The 15,398-nt window shown below is 69.7% G+C and carries 10 protein-coding genes; 4 read left to right on the plus strand and 6 right to left on the minus strand.

Annotated elements, in window-relative coordinates; translation table 11 throughout:
* Positions 1-33: 33 nt before the first annotated feature.
* The 5 genes from ACTWPB_RS13350 to ACTWPB_RS13370 form a co-directional block, all read right to left on the minus strand.
* Positions 34-2,355, minus strand: coding sequence for an ADP-ribosylglycohydrolase family protein (locus ACTWPB_RS13350; RefSeq protein ID WP_446225965.1), 2,322 nt, complete (start codon positions 2,353-2,355; stop codon positions 34-36).
* 115 nt (positions 2,356-2,470) lie between these two features.
* Positions 2,471-3,634, minus strand: coding sequence for a VWA domain-containing protein (locus tag ACTWPB_RS13355; protein WP_446225966.1), 1,164 nt, complete (start codon positions 3,632-3,634; stop codon positions 2,471-2,473).
* A gap of 181 nt (positions 3,635-3,815) precedes the next feature.
* Positions 3,816-6,572, minus strand: a complete 2,757-nt coding sequence (locus ACTWPB_RS13360) for a DUF5682 family protein (RefSeq protein WP_446225967.1) — start codon at positions 6,570-6,572, stop codon at positions 3,816-3,818.
* Positions 6,573-6,621: 49 nt separating this feature from the next.
* Positions 6,622-7,722, minus strand: a complete 1,101-nt coding sequence (locus tag ACTWPB_RS13365) for an ATP-binding protein (RefSeq protein ID WP_379433288.1) — start codon at positions 7,720-7,722, stop codon at positions 6,622-6,624.
* Complete coding sequence (locus tag ACTWPB_RS13370; protein ID WP_446225968.1) at positions 7,719-10,868, minus strand: DUF5691 domain-containing protein; 3,150 nt, start codon at positions 10,866-10,868, stop codon at positions 7,719-7,721. Before ACTWPB_RS13370 ends, ACTWPB_RS13365 begins: the two co-directional genes overlap by 4 nt.
* 393 nt (positions 10,869-11,261) lie before the next feature.
* Here ACTWPB_RS13370 and ACTWPB_RS13375 point away from each other — a divergent pair, with 393 nt between their 5' ends.
* The 4 genes from ACTWPB_RS13375 (at position 11,262) to ACTWPB_RS13390 (ending at position 14,981) form a co-directional block, all read left to right on the plus strand.
* On the plus strand, positions 11,262-13,811 hold the full coding sequence (locus ACTWPB_RS13375; protein WP_446225969.1) for an AAA family ATPase: 2,550 nt from the start codon (positions 11,262-11,264) through the stop codon (positions 13,809-13,811).
* A 61-nt stretch (positions 13,812-13,872) separates the two neighbouring features.
* Positions 13,873-14,247 (plus strand): hypothetical protein, encoded by a 375-nt coding sequence (locus ACTWPB_RS13380; protein ID WP_446225970.1) that lies wholly within the window; start codon positions 13,873-13,875, stop codon positions 14,245-14,247.
* Between the two features lie 41 nt (positions 14,248-14,288).
* Positions 14,289-14,687, plus strand: a complete 399-nt coding sequence (locus ACTWPB_RS13385; RefSeq protein WP_446226328.1) for a YchJ family protein — start codon at positions 14,289-14,291, stop codon at positions 14,685-14,687.
* Between the two features lie 18 nt (positions 14,688-14,705).
* Positions 14,706-14,981, plus strand: a complete 276-nt coding sequence (locus ACTWPB_RS13390; RefSeq protein ID WP_446225971.1) for a SelT/SelW/SelH family protein — start codon at positions 14,706-14,708, stop codon at positions 14,979-14,981.
* 50 nt (positions 14,982-15,031) lie between these two features.
* On the opposite strand, the gene ACTWPB_RS13395 is transcribed toward ACTWPB_RS13390, so the two are convergent.
* Entirely contained in the window at positions 15,032-15,253 is a 222-nt protein-coding gene (locus ACTWPB_RS13395; RefSeq protein ID WP_446225972.1) for an FmdB family zinc ribbon protein, read from the minus strand.
* Between the last annotated feature and the right edge of the window lie 145 nt (positions 15,254-15,398).

The following is a 15,398-nucleotide window of genomic DNA, read 5'->3' on the forward strand; positions in this document are numbered from 1 at the left end:
TCGATGGTGTGAACGTTCGGCGCGGTCGGTGTGTCAGGCCGGGTAACGGTCGAACCATGCACGAGTCGGCTGCCCGTGCTCGTCTGTCGGTGGGGTGACGCCGAATTCGGTGCAGTAGTCGGTAGCCAGCAGGTCGAGGACTCGGCGGGCGTCGACGGTGTTCACCCAGCCGCTCGGCAGCGCGGAGTGGCCGTAGCGAGCGCCGAGCAGGCTGCCCGTGATCGAGCCGGTGGCATCGCTGTCGCCGGAGTGGTTGACCGACAACAGCAGTCCGGTGCGAACGATGTCGTGGGCAGTGCCGCCGAGTCCTTCCGCGGCGAGGGTGGCGAAGACGGCGATCGAGAGAGCTTCGGGGCCGATCCAGCCCTGGCCGAGGGTTTCGACGTCTTCGGCGGTGGGATAACGCCTTTCCCGTTCGATCCGAGCGGCCAGTCGATGTGCGGCATTGACGGCGGCCGAGGTCTCCTCGTGCTCGGGGTAGCTCGCGAGCTCGACCCGTGCAATGGAGAGCGCGGTGGCGAAGTCGGCGCCGCGCGCGAGCTGATAGATCAGCGCGGACACAGTTCCCGCGGGGAGCCAGCCGCTGGGATGTCCGTGGGTGAGGGCGGCGGCATCACAACCCAATTCGAAGACGGCGTCGGTAGCCGCGCCGGAACGGTCTGCGGCGTAACCGAATCCGCACGGGGCGGCCCGCATCACCGCGCCGCTGCCCTTGGAGTGGTTGATGGGTTGGTCGCGGGTGCCGAGGGGGCTCGTCGGTGCCCGCCGCTGCGCCGCGTGGCGCAGCGCGGTGTAGACCGAATTGGCCACGCCGCGTTGCTCGGTCAGCTCGGGGTATTTGCTGAGGGCGCTGTAGAGCGTGAACGGCTGGTCGGGCAGGTCGGCGACCTGCCCGCGTAACCATACGAGCAGCCCCTGCTGGAGCAAACCCATCGTCGCCCCGCCGATGCCCTTTGCCCTAGCCCGCACGGAGCCTCGGATCAGCGCCTCGACGGTGAACGCGGTCAGCTGGGTCTCTTCGGAAATGCGAAGTGGATCCGCGTCGATCACGCCGGCGGGCCCGTGTTCTGCGCGGATCTGTAGCAGCGAGCGGGTTTCCACCGGGGCGCCGATGGCATCGCCGATCGCCCCGCCGAGCAGGCAGCCGTGCACCCGCTGCGCCCACAGCGCCGCGCCCGTCGCTGGACGCGCGCCGTTTCCGGGGCTGCCGTCACGAACCGTGGAGCGCCACTGATCCCGCGACACGGCCCCCGTCACAGCGGCTGCGTCACCATTGGCGGCGAAGGAGTGGCTGTCCGGCGCGGTGGTGGTGTGGCGGATAGCTGTCGGGTCGTGCCGACGCCCAGCATGACTCGATCCTTCGGGCGGCGCGGCCTCGGATCCGGCGATCGGAGTGAGCGCACCGGCCGGCGTCGCGAGCGGGTGCGACGCGGTGCCGGACGGATGCACGGAAGGGAAGGTGGTTCGCCCGTGCACGGGGTTCTCCGTGCTGATCGCGATGTTGGTGGTGGAGCGTGCCCCGAGAGCTTCGGTGAGTGCGGTGGCGAAGGCGGTGCAGGTGGGGAAACGGTGGGTGGGGTCCTTGGCCATGGCCTTGGACAGGACCGCGTCCACCGTGGTGGGCAGGGTGGCGCGGCGGGTGCTGGCCGCGGGGGGTGGGGTGTTGAGGTGGCCGAGCATGACGGTGGCGGGGTTGGGTGCGTCGAAGGGGCCGGTGCCGGTGAGGAGGCGGAATACCGTGCAGGCCAGCGAGTATTGGTCGCCGCGGCCGTCGAGCGGGGCGCTGCTGAGTTGTTCGGGGGAGGCGTAGGCGATGGTGGCGGTGAACTGGCCGGTGCGGGTGAGGCCGCCGGTGTCGTCGAGGAGCTTCGCGATGCCGAAGTCGGTCAACACCACTCGTTCGTCGAAGCCGGCGCCGACACCCGCGGTGCGCGACAACAGGATGTTGGCGGGTTTCACGTCTCGATGCAGAACGCCCTGGCGGTGGGCGTAGTCGAGGGCGCTCGCGGTCTGGGTGACGATCTGAGCGACCCGCTCGCTCCCGAACTGCGCTACCGGAACCGCCGACGCGTCGACACCGTCCACGAACTGCATCGCGATCCACAGTTGTTCCTCGTCGATGCCACGGTCGTAGACGGTGATGATGTTCGGGTGGTCGAGCTGGGCCACGAGGTCGGCCTCGCGCTCGAATCTGGCCCGGATCTCGAAGTCGGCGAACAGGTCACGGTGCATCAACTTCAACGCGGTCAGCCGTGGCAGCCTGCGGTCCCTTGCCGCGTACACCGCGCCCATCCCGCCGCGCCCCAGCTCACGCTCGATGACGAAACCGGCGAACACCGCCCCGCGCCGCAACATCGCCTCACCCCGTTCACCGAACCCGATCGTTGGCAGCCTAGTTGGCCCGGACGCGAAGCGCGGCGGGTCCCACGCGTAACGCCGCCGGGGCGTTGGTGTCCGCTCGGCAGGTGTGTCACACCGCCGGGGCGTTGGTGTCGGCCCAGCGAGTGATGTCGCCGCGGTCCAAGGCGGTGGCGAGCAGGTCGGGGAATTTGTCGGGGGTGCAGGCGAAAGCGGGAATGCCGAGCGCTGCCAGTGCTGCGGCGTTGTCGTGGTCGTAGGCGGGTGCGCCTTCGTCGGAGAGGGCGAGCAGCACGACCACCTGGACGCCGGCCTCCTTCATCGCATGGCAGCGGCGCAGCATCTCGTTGCGCACGCCACCCTCGTAGAGGTCGGAGATCAGCACGAACAGGCTGTCGGCGGGGCGGGTGATCAGCGTTTGCGAGTAGGCGATAGCGCGATTGATGTCGGTGCCGCCGCCGAGCTGGGTGCCGAACAACACGTCGACCGGGTCGCTGAGCTGGTCGGTGAGGTCGACGATCTCGGTGTCGAACACAACCAGCGAGGTCTTCAGCGACCGCATGGAGGCGAGGACCGCACCGAAGACCGAGGCGTAGACGACACTGGCCGCCATCGAACCGGATTGGTCGATGGCGAGGACCACATCGCGCTGGATCGACTGCGACTTGCGGCCGTAGCCGACGAGCCGCTCGGGCACGATGGTGCGGTGTTCGGGCAGGTAGTTGGCGAGATTCTTGCGGATGGTCCGATGGAAATCGATGTCACGCAGTTTCGGGCGATGGGTGCGGGCGGCACGGTTGATGGCGCCCGACACCGCGGCCACGGTCTTGGCGGCGATGCGCTGCTCGATCTCGCGCACCACCTTCTCGACCACCATCCGCGCGGTGGCCTTGGTGGTTTCGGGCATCACCCGATTAAGGCCGAGCAGGGTGCCGACCAGGTGCACATCGGGCTCGACCGACTCCAGCAGCTCCGGCTCCAACAGCAACTGGGTGAGGTTCAGTCGCTCCACCGCGTCGCGCTGCATCACCTCGACCACCGTCGCGGGGAAGTAGCTCCGGATATCGCCGAGCCAGCGTGCTACCCGTGGAGCCGAACCACCAAGTCCACCAGACCTTTTCGTCGAGCCGCCGGCCTCGCCGGTGTTGTAGAGGGCGCTCAGGGCCTGGTCCATTGCCTGATCCGCGCCGGAGGACAGGCCGCCGAGGTGCTCGTCGGCGGCGGTGCCGAGCACCAGACGCCAACGGCGCGACTGTGTTTCGTCGGGATCGGTCATCGATGCTCCTGGTGATCGAGCGAGAGATCGGGATGCGGTACGGGCAGGGTGCCGGGCGCGGCCGCCGTGATGATCGCGCCGCACTCGATGCGTGGTGCGAAATCCGTTCGCGGCATTGCGGAGAACGGTTGTGAGACCTGGCGTTGTGCGCCGCCCGGCGTTCGATGTCTGTGGAGGTGGGTCATCCTGCGGCTCCGAGGATCGCGGTCGCCGCACGCAGTGCCCGTTGTCCGCGGATCGGATCGATGGCGGTGGGGCCCGCGGGGGTGGTCGGTGCTGAGCCGGTGTCTCGTAGGGCCTGGCTGATGGCTCGGCGCTCGCCGGATTCGAAGGAGCCGAAGGTGCGGCGCAGCAACGGGAGGGTGGCGACGAACTGGTCCTCGTTGAGGTCGCGGAGCCATTCGTCGATGCGGCGCAACAACTCTCGGTCGTGGACCAGGAGTAGGCCGCGGCCGCCGAGGAAGCCGTCGATCCAGGCGGCTTTCGCGGCGGGGGTGTTGCCGATGGACAGCGCGGCGGCCAGGCGGCGGGCGGAGTCGGTGTCGTCGATGCGTTCGGCGTCGCAGAGCAGGCGCACCGCGCGGCCGCCGATCGCACCGTGTACGTCGTCGCGGTCGGCGATGCGTTGCAGGGTCGCCAGCCATTCGGTGCCGGAATGCTCGTCGTCGCGGGTGCTGATGGCGGTGTGCGCGGCGTCGATCTGGGTGCGCAGGGCCTGCGCGGCGTCGGTGTCGAGGCCGGTGACGGCGCCGGGCAGGCCCGCGCAGATCCGTACCAGCAGACCGTCGGCGACGTGGGCGAGCGCCTTGGTGTCGGTGCCGCGGACATCGCCGTAGCGCAGCGTGCGGATCAGGCCGGGTAGGGCGCCGAGCAGGTGGGTGACGTCGTGGTCGAGGGCGGCGGCCGCTTCGAGCCTGGTGATCAAACCTTCGGTGGCACCGCCCAAGTCGGCCAGCAGGGCCATTTCCAGTGCGTCGGCGAGTGCGGTGACGGTGACGTCGTCGCGGCTCGCGGTGTCGAGGATCTTCGTCTCCGCGGCGGTGCGCAGAGTCGTGCCCCACACCGCGGCCTCGACGATGCGGACCTCGAATTCCGGTTCCCAGCGCAGGGTCCACGTCTCGCGGAAGGTGCCGGTGCTGCGGACCTCGCCGGTGGTCGGAGTGCCCCAGTCGATGCCGAGCAGGCGCAGGCGGTGCAGCAGATGCGAGCGTTCGACATCGCGTTCCTTGCGCAGATCCAGGTCGACGGTGCGGGCAAGAGCCTCCTGCTTGAGCCGAAGGGTCTTGCTGCGCGCCCGCAGATCGGCGGCCAAGGGGACCGTCGGGGTGTCCTCGGGGACACCGCCGAGCGTCTCGCCGACGACGAGTTCATCGATCACCAGCCGCAGCATGGTCTCGTCGCCACCGCACATCACCGACCGCACAGCCTCGGTGACCTCGGACAATCCCGCCAGCGGCCTGCCGCGCAACGCCGCGAGGGTGTCGGCCAGCCGAACCGCCTCGATGATGTGCGCGCTCGACACCGGCAGATCGTGCTTGCGCAGCACCCCCGCCACCTTGGTGAGCCAGCGCGCCACCGGCCGCTCGGTCTCGGTGAACAGATGGTGGTACCAGCCGGGCGAGGTGACGCCTGCCCCGTAGCCCGAGCCTGCCGCCAGCCGCGAATGTGTCCACGGCACCCAGGTCAGCGCCGCTTTCGTTTTCGGCAAGCCCGTGAGTAGCCGCTTATCCGGAGCCGCGGGCCCCAGCGGGCCCGTCAGCGCGGGCGCATGCCAGGCGCCGCACACCACGGCCAGCCGCTTCGCCCCATTCTTGAGAGCCTTCCGCATCACCTCCCGCATATGCGCCTCCCGCCGCAATGTGTGGTGATCGACAACCAGCGGCGCGAAGGCGTGGCAACCCTGATCCGGCGCCACCGGAGACATGAATTCTGCTGCCGTGGAAGTCGTTTCAGCGCCATCGTCCGGTTCGGTGCCCATCGGGGCTGCGCCGCTCGCTGGTGCAGACGGGTCGAAGGGTGCCTTGTTGTTCGGTGGTGGCGCCGCGCCGGGCATCCCCGGGCCGGATTGTGTCGTGTTGTCTTGCGGCTCGGCGGGAGCCGTCGCACGGTCGGGCGAAGACTGTTCGGGTGGACTCGCCCTGCGGGGAGCGGTTGGGTCGGGAACATTCGAGTGGGTCAGTGACGCCGCATCGATCGGTGGTGGTGCGTCCGCCGCGTGCGGCGTGGCGCCGGTCGCCGGGTGTGGGGCGTCCTCGCGTAGGGCGGCCATCGCTTCGGTGATCGCGTCGAAAGCCGCGCTGTCGGGGACGGATTCGACGACAGCGTCCCACCAGCGTTCGGCGTCGTCGTAGCCCGCGGCCGAGGCGAGCGCGGCGAGTGGATCGGAACCGCCACCGCGAGCGTCGTCGTCGTCGGCGAGGACGCTGGTTGCCGGAAGGTCGCAGAAGCGCACGGGCACGGCGTGGTCGACGCCGTAGCGCATCGCCTGCCATTCCGGGGAGAACACCGCGAAGGGCCAGAATGCCGCGCGGGCAGGCGAATCCGGGACGTAGGCGAGTAGCGCGACCGGCGGGGTCATCGTGTCGGCGGCGACGAACCCGACGAGCGGATCAGCGTCTGCGGGACCTTCGATGAGGATGGCGTCGGGACCGAACTCCTCGAGTGCGTGGCGCAGCGAGCGCGCCGATCCCGGCCCGTGGTGACGGATGCCGAACACCCGCGTCACCGCTACCGCATCTACCGGCGGATCGCTCGCCGCACCGGCGCTCGAATCCGTGTCGGTCTCCGACCCCGCACCGGCCTCTGCGCTCGTGGCACCCCCACGTGCATCGGCGTCCTTGCCCGCGCCGGGGCTCCTGTGGATATCGGCACCGCCCGCCGGATCGCCCGGTAGGGACTCGCCAGTGGCAGACTGGGCCGCCTTGTTGCGTTGACTCATCGAAAACCCCATGTGTGCTGTGTGTTCCGTCCTCCCCGGCGGTTGGGTGTCAGCCGGCGATTTCGCGGCAGGCTCGATAGAAGTCGGCCCAGTCGGGGCGCTCCCGGACGACGGCCTCGAGGTATTCGGTCCAGACCACAGTGTCGGCCACCGGGTCTTTGATCACCGAGCCGAGGACGGCGCCCGCGATGTCGGAGGCGCGCAGGACGCCGTCGCCGAAGTGGGCGGACAGCGCGAGGCCGTTGGTGATCACCGAGATCGCCTCCGCGGTGGACAGGGTGCCAGAGGGGGATTTGAGTTTGGTGCGGCCGTCGGCGGTGATGCCGGAGCGCAGTTCGCGGAAGACCCGCACCACGCGGCGGACTTCCTCGGCGGCGGCGGGCACGGTCGGCAATTCCAATGCGGCGCCCAGCTGTTCGACGCGACGGCTGACGATGGCGACCTCGGAATCCTCGTCCGCGGGCAGCGGCAACACGACCGTGTTGAAACGGCGGCGCAGGGCCGAGGAGAGATCGTTCACGCCACGGTCGCGATCGTTGGCGGTGGCGATGACGTTGAAACCCTTGGCCGCCTGCACCTCTCCGCCGAGTTCGGGAACCGGCAGGGTCTTCTCGGACAGGATGGTGATCAGCGCGTCCTGCACATCGGAGGGGATGCGGGTGAGCTCTTCGATGCGGGCGATGGCGCCGGTTCGCATCGCGGTCATCACCGGCGACGCGACAAGGGCGGCGTCGCTCGGCCCCTCGGCGAGCAGGCGGGCGTAATTCCAGCCGTAGCGGATCGCTTCTTCCGCGGTGCCGGAGGTGCCCTGCACCAGCAGCGTCGACTCGCCACTGATCGCGGCTGAAAGATGCTCTGACACCCAGGTTTTCGCGGTACCTGGCACGCCGAGCAACAACAGCGCGCGGTCGGTGGCGAGGGTCGCGACCGCGACCTCCATCAGCCTGCGCGGGCCGACATATTTGGGGGTGATCACGGTGCCGTCGTCGAGGGTGCCACCGAGGACGTAGGTGACCACCGCCCACGGCGACAGCTGCCAGGACGGCGGACGCACGCGGTCGTCGACGCGGGCCAGGGCGGCCAGCTCGTCGGCGAAGGCCTGTTCGGCGTGCGGGCGCAGCAGGGTGGTGGCGGGTTCGGTGGTGGTCATCGCAGCTCCTCGAGCATGGTGGCGCGGTCGGTGAGATCGTGGGCGAGTCGGTGGAATGCCTGTTGCCAGGCGGGATCGTCGGTGGTGTCGGCGAGCGCGGTGATGGGTGTCGCGAGCTCGACAGGCAGGTGGACGCTCGCCGCGGTGAGCAGCGCCCTGTCGGTGTACACGCCGGCACTGGCATGCGGCTGACGCGCGGTGGTGCGGGCGCGCTCGCCGAGCAGACGCAGCACGTGGGTGGCGACGGGTACCGGCCATGGGTGATCGAGGCCGGGCAGGATCGCGTGGAGTTCGTTGAGTTGGTGGGCGTCGAGATCGAGCACATGCTCGATCCGGTCGGCGGCATCGAGCAGGGTGAACAGTTCGCGGCGCCGGAGCACGGCCTGCTCGGTCGGCGTGGCGTGGGCGAACAGCGCACGGGCCCAGGTGGTGTCGTGCTGGGCGAGCGTGGCGTCGACCCAGCCGTCCACGATCGCCTTGGCATAGCGGGGTGGCAGTGACAAGGTCAGCGCGGTCGTCGCGGTGTTCTCGCCGGTGGAGTGCACGATCTGGGCCCACGCGGTGAGCGGAGTCGCGGCGATCGCCTGGTGCAGGGTCGTGATCGTCGAATCAGGGGTATCCCAGCGCAATTTCGCTTGATCGGTCGCATCGGTGATGCCATCGCGCCGGGCCTGCGCGTCGAGCTCCGCAGGCACCGTCACTTCGACGGTGCCGTCGTCCTCCACCCGAATCCACGACGCCACCAGGGTTGCCATCCGCCGCCCGAAAGCGGCTTCGGGGAGCTTGTTCAGCAGCGTGGTGGCGGTGCGCCGGACATCGCCGCGCCGATCATCGAGTGCCCGCTCGAGCAGAGCTTCATCGGCCGAACTCAGCCCGTCCGCGAGCAACCCGAGTAGCTCCGCCTTGACCGGCCCCGACTCCTTAGTCCAAGCCGCGGTCAACACCGCCAGACCAGCGGTCGGATTCTCCCGGCGAGTACGCGCGAACCAATCCTTGCGCTCCCCGGAGGTACCGAACAGCCACACATCTTGTGCCACAGCCACACCCGCGCTTGCGCCGGTGTCCGAGGTCGAGCCCGTGTCCGAGGTCGAGCCCGTGTCCGAGGTCGAGCCCGTGTCGATGCTCGGTCCAGCGTCAGCGTCATTGCCAGCGCCAGCGCCAGCGTCAGCACCATTGCCGGCGCCAGTGGCAGCGCGCGCGGCCGTGTCAGCGCTCGGGGGTCTATCTGCGACAGCATCCGTGTCGACGCGGGTGTCGGCCTCGCGAGTGCCGACGGCGCCCACTGTTGCGGCGGACAGTCGGTTGCCGTTCGGCGCTTCCGCCGATACCGATGCTTCGCCGGGGAACTCGTCTACGAGCTTCGTCCACGCGGGATTACGGGCGGCGAGCCAGCGCCCACGGCGGCCCGCCAAGCGGAGCAGCGGTGCACGTAGCGCAGTGTCGGAGGCCGCGGACAGCGCCTGGACGCACAGCACATCGGGAAGTCGGAAGTCGAAGGGTGTCGCTGCGGCGAACCATTCGGGCAGGAACGGGGATTTGTCCGCGAGCAGGCGACTGAGGCGGTCGGCAGCCGGACGTGGCAGGAGAGGGCGCGGGTCGTCCACGGCGGGTTCGGGTTTCGACGCGGTTCGCGGGAGTCGCCCGCCGCGCAGGTACAGGTCTTGCAGCGCGGCGGTGTGCAGCAGCCGGGTGGCCGGTTCGCCCGCGTGCTGCGGTACGGCGGTGGCGACCGCGGGGTCGAGGTGGACGCCGTCGGCGCTGCGGCGGGCGGTGCCGAGCAGGGCTACCGAGACCAGTTCGGCCAGCGCGGGGCTCGGAACTGTCTCGGTGGGGAACTCGGTTTCCAGGTCGCTCACTTCGCCCGCGCTGAAGACCGAGATCGGGTCGAAGCCGTCGGCCCGCCACTCGCCGCACACCGTCACCGGGTGACCGCCCGCGACGGCGATCAACCGCCACGGGCGCACGCCCGCGGGCAGCGGCAGCGCGGTGCCGTCGGACGCGACGAGCTGCCAACCGTGCTCGTCGAGCACCGGCACCACATCGGTGAGCAGCGCGGGCCAGGCGCGCAGCCACGGATCGTCGCTCAACGCGGTGGCGTAGGCGTCCAGCGCGTCGTCGATCGTGGTGCCGCCGACAGCGGGGACGGTCGTGAAGGGTTCGGGTACGCCGTGGCGGGTGCCCCATTGCGCACGCAGGGATGCCGCGCCGGGGTAATAGTGCAGTTCGGCGTCCACCTCGCTGCCGGGCGCGGGCACCTCGCCGGTGAAATTGGGGGTGGCGAAGGAATGCTCGATGAGCAGGGCCCATCGTCCGCTGCTACGACCGCGCAACCAGATACGACGGGTGTGCAGACGCTCCTGCTCGCTCACCCGCATGCCGAGCACCAGCCAGCGATCCCGCACGGCAGGCTCGGTCAGGACCGACTCGGCCGACGTCGGGTAGCCCACATGGGTGCGAATTCCCGCTTGCAGCGGCTCGGGGAGGGCATCGAGCCCGCGATGGGCCAGAACCAGCAGGTGCAGGCGGGCGTACTCGCGCAACAGCAGTTCGGGCCAGTGCTCGGTGGTGACGACCGCGGTGGGCAACCTGCGCAGGGTCTCGGCGATGCGGGGCGCCTGGGCATCGACCATCCGTGCCGCGATCGCCTCATAGGCGGCGAACGAACGATCGGTCTGGGCCAGGCCGGTGCGGATCTGGTCGGTCAGCCAGATCTCCAGTTCGGTGAGCCCGGCAGCGACGCGGCTGCGCCGCTGCTCGACGGTGGCCTGCGACGGCGTGCTCGCGGCCTTGGCCTTCGGCGGTGCGGCGGCCTTCGCGGCCCGCCCCGCCAGCCACTCGGCCGCGAAATCGGCGGGGGCATCCTGGGTGGGCGCCTGGCCGCTCGACCAGGTGAGCAACAGCGACAGCGTGTGCTTACAGGGGAACTTGCGGCTCGGGCACGAACACTTGTACGCGGGCCCGTCCAGGTCGACGATCGCCTGATACGGCTTGGCACCGCTGCCCTGACACAGCCCCCACACCGCGTTGCCTGCGGTGCCGGTCTCGCGCCAGCGACCGGCCAGCTTGCGTGCGGCAGCCAGCGAGCTCGCGTCGGGCGCGAGCGCGCGGACCTGGTCCTCGGTCCACGGCGTGCGTTGCTCGGTCATCGGTTTCCCCCGTTTCTCTGTTCGCCGAATATCTACCGCAACCCACCGACAACTAGCGGCCCCTGTCGACGAGGCGCCTGGAAAATGCTGGTGCTGTGGAAGTTTCGTGCTCCAGCCCTTGCCGTGACCCGCGATGTCTGGCATTCTGACCTGTTCGGCACCGCCCGGACCGCCCGCGCTGCTCGACGCAGCGTAACGCGGGTGTGAACACCTCATCGAGCTGCCCGCCGGGGTGGGCGAGGGGTGGACATCGAGGGCCGCCGAGGCACCGCGATGGCCATTCCACTCCCGCGGGCAGATTCGCTGGGGCCCTGCGCATCCCCTGGGCGAACGTCCGGCGATCGGGTAGCGTTTCCACCAGGATCGCCGCGTTGCGCGCCGACGCGAAGGGGGATGTCGCAAGTGTGCTCGGATCGGATCGCCGAGGTGGTCGCACGCGAGCTCGCCGCCGACCCGGCAGTGGAGGAACGGGTCGCCGAATGCGTGCTCGCCGCGCTCTCAGCTGTCGACGGTGACTCGGCCGCCACCGATTCCGGTGATACCGGGGTCTTCCTGCGGTCGATCACCGTGCAGGGCTTTCGTGGGATCGGGCCCGCGGCGACACTGCGGTTGAATCCCGGGCCCGGCCTGACGCTGGTGGTCGGTCGCAACGGCAGCGGGAAGTCGAGTTTCGCCGAGGCCGCGGAATTCGCGCTGACCGGTGGAAATCGGCGCTGGGACGGCCGCTCGACCGCATGGCGGGAGGGCTGGCGCAACCTACACGAGCCCGATACCGCCCGGATCGATGTCGAGCTGCTCACCGCGGGCGAGCAGCCGCAACTCGCGGTCGCCACCAGCTGGGACGCGAGTGCGGAACTGGCCGGCGCGCAGTGGACCGAGCGGCGCGGATCCGAACCAGCGGCGTCGATCGACCCGCGTGGACGGCGGCAACGGCTCGATCTGTACCGGCCGTTCCTGTCCTACAGCGAACTCGGCGCGCTCGTCGACGGGAAGCCGAGCGACCTGTTCGACGCGCTGCATCGCCTCCTCGGCCTCGACGAGCTGGCCGCCGCGGCCGAGCAGATCAGACTGCGCAAACTCGAACTCGAACGCGCCGTGCGGGATTCGCGTCAGTCCCGGGCCGACTTGCTGGTCGAGCTCGCCGAGGCCGATGACGAACGCGCGCGCGAGGTAGCCGACCTGCTGCGTACGCCGGACCCCGATCTCGACGCGGTGGCAGGCGCGGTAGCGGGCTCGGTCCTCGGTATCGATGGGCCTGCGGGCTTGCACGCGATCCTGCGGCTGACGCTGCCCGATGCCCCTCGGGTCGCCGCCACGGCGGACCGGCTCGCCGAAGCGGCCCGGAATGTGTCACGCCACGCGACGGCCGATACCGACGCCGATCTGCGAGTTCTCGAATTGCTCACGCGGGCACGCGAACACGTTACGGCAGCGGGTTCATGCCCCTGCCCGGTCTGCGGACGCGACGAACTCGACGCCGACTGGCTCGCTGCCGCTGATTCCGAAATCGCGCACCGCACCACAGAACTCGCGGCATTGCAGGCGGCAACGGCGGAATTCGACACCGCTTTCGTGGCGGCGCGCAGCCTCCCCACGGAGTTACCGATCGAGCTCGGCACGGCCACCCATGGCGGTACCGGCGCAGCGGGCCGCCCGCACCCGGCGGACGTGCCGGCGATCTTCGATCCGGTGGATCGCCGGGCGGAGTCTCTTGCGGGGCAACCTGATTCGTACGGCACCACGGACTCGTTGCGTAAACAGCGCGAAATCGTCGGGCAGCTCTGGTCGGAGTGGGCCGTGCTCGCGACAGCCGGCTACGACGATCGGCTCCCGGATCGACTGCGCGCAATTCATTCCGACCTCGCGGTGGAACTCGCTGCACTGCAAAGGGATACCCGCACGGAGCTGGATCGGCTCGACGCGGTGTGGTCGCCGCTGGTCCCGCGCATTCTCGCCTGGCTCGACCCCGCCCGCGCCGTCGCCGACCACGCGAGTGAGCTGCGGGTGGTGAAGAAGGCGGCCGACTGGCTCAAGGCGGCGACGGCGACGATCCGTGGGGAGCGGATGCGGCCGCTGGAGACCACGGCGCGCTGGGTGTGGAGCACCCTGCGCCAGCAGAGCAATGTGGAGCTCGGTGCGATTCGGTTGCAGGGCAGTGCGGGGACGGCGCGGCGGGTGCTGCTCGATGTCACCGTCGACGAAGTGGACGGCGCGGCGCTCGGGGTGATGAGCCAGGGCGAGCTGCACGCGCTCGGACTGTCGCTGTTCCTGCCGCGAGCCACGGTGGCGCACAGCCCTTTCCGGTTCGTGATGATCGACGACCCGGTGCAGGCGATGGATCCCGCGAAGGTCGACGGGCTGGCCAGGGTGCTCGCCGAGGTGGCGGCCTCGCGACAGGTGGTGGTGTTCACCCACGACGAGCGCCTCGCCGAGGCGGTGCGTCGCATGCAGCTCGATGCGACAGTGCTCGAAGTCCAGCGTCGTGAGCGTTCGATCGTCGAGGTGCGTGTGACCGGCGACCCGGTTCGCCGCTATCTCGACGACGCCCGATCCCTGCTCCGCACACCGCAGCTTCCGGCCGCCATCGCCGACGAACTCGTCGCGACCTGTTGCCGTTCGGCGATCGAGGCGGCCGGGCTGGCCAAGGCCCGCCAGGAACTGCTGGCAGGCGGTCTCGAGCACGGGGAAGTGGAACGGCGCGTGCGCAACGCGCACACCACCCGCGCCATGATCACCCTCGCCATCATGGGCGTCAGTGCCCGCGTCGACGACCTGAACAAGCACCTGAGCGCGGTCGGCGGACGCTGGCTCGTCGGCGTCCTGCGTGATGCCACCGCGGGCGCGCATGTGCCGATCGACCGTCCGATGCGTGAATTGATCAGTGACACCGAACGATTCATCACCTGGCTGCGAGCCCACGAGCCGAACGCGGTGCGAACATGAGCGGCTCGCTATGAATCGTCGTGGCAGGCCGGCTCGCGCGAAGTTCAGCCAACGGCCTTCGGTGGCACAGCGGCTGGAAGCGGCCGAGAATTTGCTGGACGGGTCGGTGTCGGATGCCGGTGGGGTGTGGTCGCGGGCGGTGGCGTGGATTCTGCGGTTGGCGCTCGAGCAGGCGGTGGATCAGCTGTGGGCGCAGGTCGCGCCGGAGCTGATGCGGTGTCCGATGCGCGCTCAACTGCTGGCGTTGCGGGTGTATGCCGGGCCGGAAGCCGCCGGTCAGATCGGTGCGCTGTGGGCGGCGCTGTCGCGCGCGGCGCATCACCTCGATTACGAGATGGCGCCGAGTGTCACCGATCTGCGGCGTTGGCGGGATCAGACGGCGGAGCTGGCACGGGTGCTGGAGCTGGCTCCCCTCGCGCAGCAGCCGTTCGGGTGATCGACGCCGGGGTGCGGGAGGTAGCCGGCTGGTCCGGCAGGATGGGCGGTATGGGTGAAGTGAGACCGTGTCCGTGTCGTCGTGGTGAGCCGTTCGACGGGTGTTGTGGGCCGATTCTGGCGGGGGAGAAGGCCGCGCCGACCGCGGAGACGCTGATGCGGTCGCGGTACACCGCCTATGTCGTCGGCGATGTGGACTATCTGTTGCGCTCCTGGCATCCCAGCACTCGCCCGGCCGAGCTGGAACTCGACCAGGATCAGCAATGGCTGTTTCTCGAGATCATCGGGACCCAGCGTGGCGGCCCGTTCGACGACAACGGCACCGTCGAATTCATCGCCCACTACAAGCTCGACGGCACGCGTGACGCGATGCACGAGATAAGTACCTTCGTCCGGGTCGCCGGGGCATGGGTCTACCTCGACGGGACGTTCCAGGCCTGAAACGGGGATACTGCTCACGTGCCCCGTATCGCGATCGAATACTGCACCCAATGCCGTTGGCTGCTCCGGGCGAGCTGGATGGCCCAGGAACTGCTGTCCACCTTCGCCACCGAACTCGGGGAGGTGGCGTTGGTTCCCGGCCAGGGTGGCATCTTCCGCATCACCCTCGACGGTGAACAGCTCTGGGAACGCAAGGCGGACGGCGGTTTCCCCGATATCGCCGTCCTCAAGCAACGGGTTCGCGACCGGATCGCACCCGACCGCGACCTCGGCCACGTCGACCGCCGCGACTGACGACGGTGCGGCGGCTGGACAGCTGCGGCCGCGCACCCTCTGTCAACGGGTCAGCAGCAGCCGCCACCACCGCAGCAACCGCCACCTGCCGGGCGTGGCGCGGGCGCGGGGGCCGCAGCCGTGCCGCGCCCCACCGCCGCGAAGGTGGTGAGCAGTTTGACGGTGTCGTCGTGGCCGACGGGGCACGTGGCCGGGTCCGAGGACTGCGCCATCGGCCGGTTGACGTCGAACGTGTCGCCGCAGGAACGACACCGGAAGCTGTAGTTCGGCATCGGCACAGTGTAGGCAGCAATGGCGCACGATGGACTTCTGTTCCGCGGAGTAACGGTTACCTGCGGAAATGGCGCGTAGGGCGGCGCGTTCGGGCAGTGCGCACGTACGCTCGTAGGAAGTCACCAGGTGCTGCGACCAGCGGAG

Source organism: Nocardia sp. IBHARD005, assembly GCF_052814245.1.